Source organism: Saccharopolyspora sp. NPDC002686 (assembly GCF_040295745.1).
Classification (GTDB): Bacteria; Actinomycetota; Actinomycetes; order Mycobacteriales; family Pseudonocardiaceae; genus Saccharopolyspora; species Saccharopolyspora oryzae.
In genome coordinates, this window is the sequence record NZ_JBEOVY010000670.1 from 1 (window position 1) to 1,227 (window position 1,227).

The 1,227-nt window shown below is 71.6% G+C and carries 2 protein-coding genes; both read left to right on the top strand.

Annotated elements, in window-relative coordinates:
- A partial coding sequence (locus ABTZ89_RS38785; protein WP_502949659.1) for an aspartate racemase/maleate isomerase family protein occupies positions 1 to 435 on the top strand: 435 nt, incomplete at its 5' end.
- A gap of 14 nt (positions 436 to 449) precedes the next feature.
- On the top strand, positions 450 to 1,142 hold the full coding sequence (locus ABTZ89_RS38790; protein WP_270953886.1) for a GntR family transcriptional regulator: 693 nt from the start codon (positions 450 to 452) through the stop codon (positions 1,140 to 1,142).
- The last annotated feature ends 85 nt before the right edge of the window (positions 1,143 to 1,227 follow it).

Below are 1,227 nucleotides of genomic sequence, written 5' to 3' on the forward strand. Positions count from 1 at the left end.
ACCTCCTTCGCGTTCGTGCACGCCGCAGCACGTCTCGGGCTGCGGCGGGTCGCGGTGGCCGCGACCTACCCGGCTGATGTGGCCGCGAAGTTCGTGGAGTTCCTGCAGGCCGCCGAGCTGGAGGTGGTGCGGCTGTCCAGCCGCGGGATCATCACCGCCGCCGAGGTGGGCACGCTCGGGCGCGATGAGGTGCTGGCCTTCGCCGCGGCCAACGACGACGACCGGGCCGATGCGTTGCTGATGCCCGACACCGCGCTGCACACCGCGGCGTGGCTGGACGAGCTGGAGGAGGAGCTCGGCAAGCCGGTGCTCACGGCCAACCAGGTCAGCGCCTGGGAGGCGCTGCGGCTCGCCGGGGATCAGCAGGCGCGCGACGGATTGGGCGAGCTGTTCCGCAGGGGAGCAGTCGGGGAGCGCAGTGGCTCCCCGGATTGAGGAGATGGTGTCAGGTGCTCGGGACCGACGAGCAGAACCAGCAGCCGGGTGAGTTAGAGCCGGTGCAGCGCAAGTCGACCGCGGCGATCGTGGCCGATCAGCTGCGCGCGGCGATCATGTACGGATCGCTGCCACCCGGCAGCCAGTTGGGTGAGGCCGAGCTGGCCGCCCGGCTGGGCGTCAGCCGCGGCCCGCTGCGGGAGGCGATGCAGCGGCTGGTCGCCGAAGGACTGCTGCGCAGCGAGCCGCACCGCGGGTTGTTCGTGATGGACCTCGACGCCGAGGACGTCCAGGACATCTACCTGGCGCGGCTGGCGGTGGAGCGCGCGGCGTGCGAGCAGATCGTGCGCCACCACCGGGTGGAGGCGGTGGCCGAGCTGACCGCCGCGCAGAGCCGGATGGTCGCGGCCGCGGGCAAGGGAGACCCGATAGAGCTGGCCGACGCCGACCAGGAGTTCCACGAGACGCTGGTGCGGGTCTCGGGCAGCGCGCGGCTGCAGCGCATGGCGCAGACCCTGCTGGTGGAGAAGCGGATGTGCCTGACCGCGCTGCAGGACAAGTACCACGCGGACGTCCAGGCGCTGGTCGACGAGCACAAGGGACTGGTGGACGCCATCGAGTCCGGCGACGAGAAGGTCCTGCTCGAGCGCCTCGAAGCCCACATGACCGACGCGCTGGACCGGCTCAACGGCTCCATGGCGAGCTGACCGGGCGCGAACGCGACGTGCTCGTGGAGCTGGCGCGCGGCTCCTCCAACGTCGAGATCGGCGCTGCCCTGCACCTGGCGGAGAC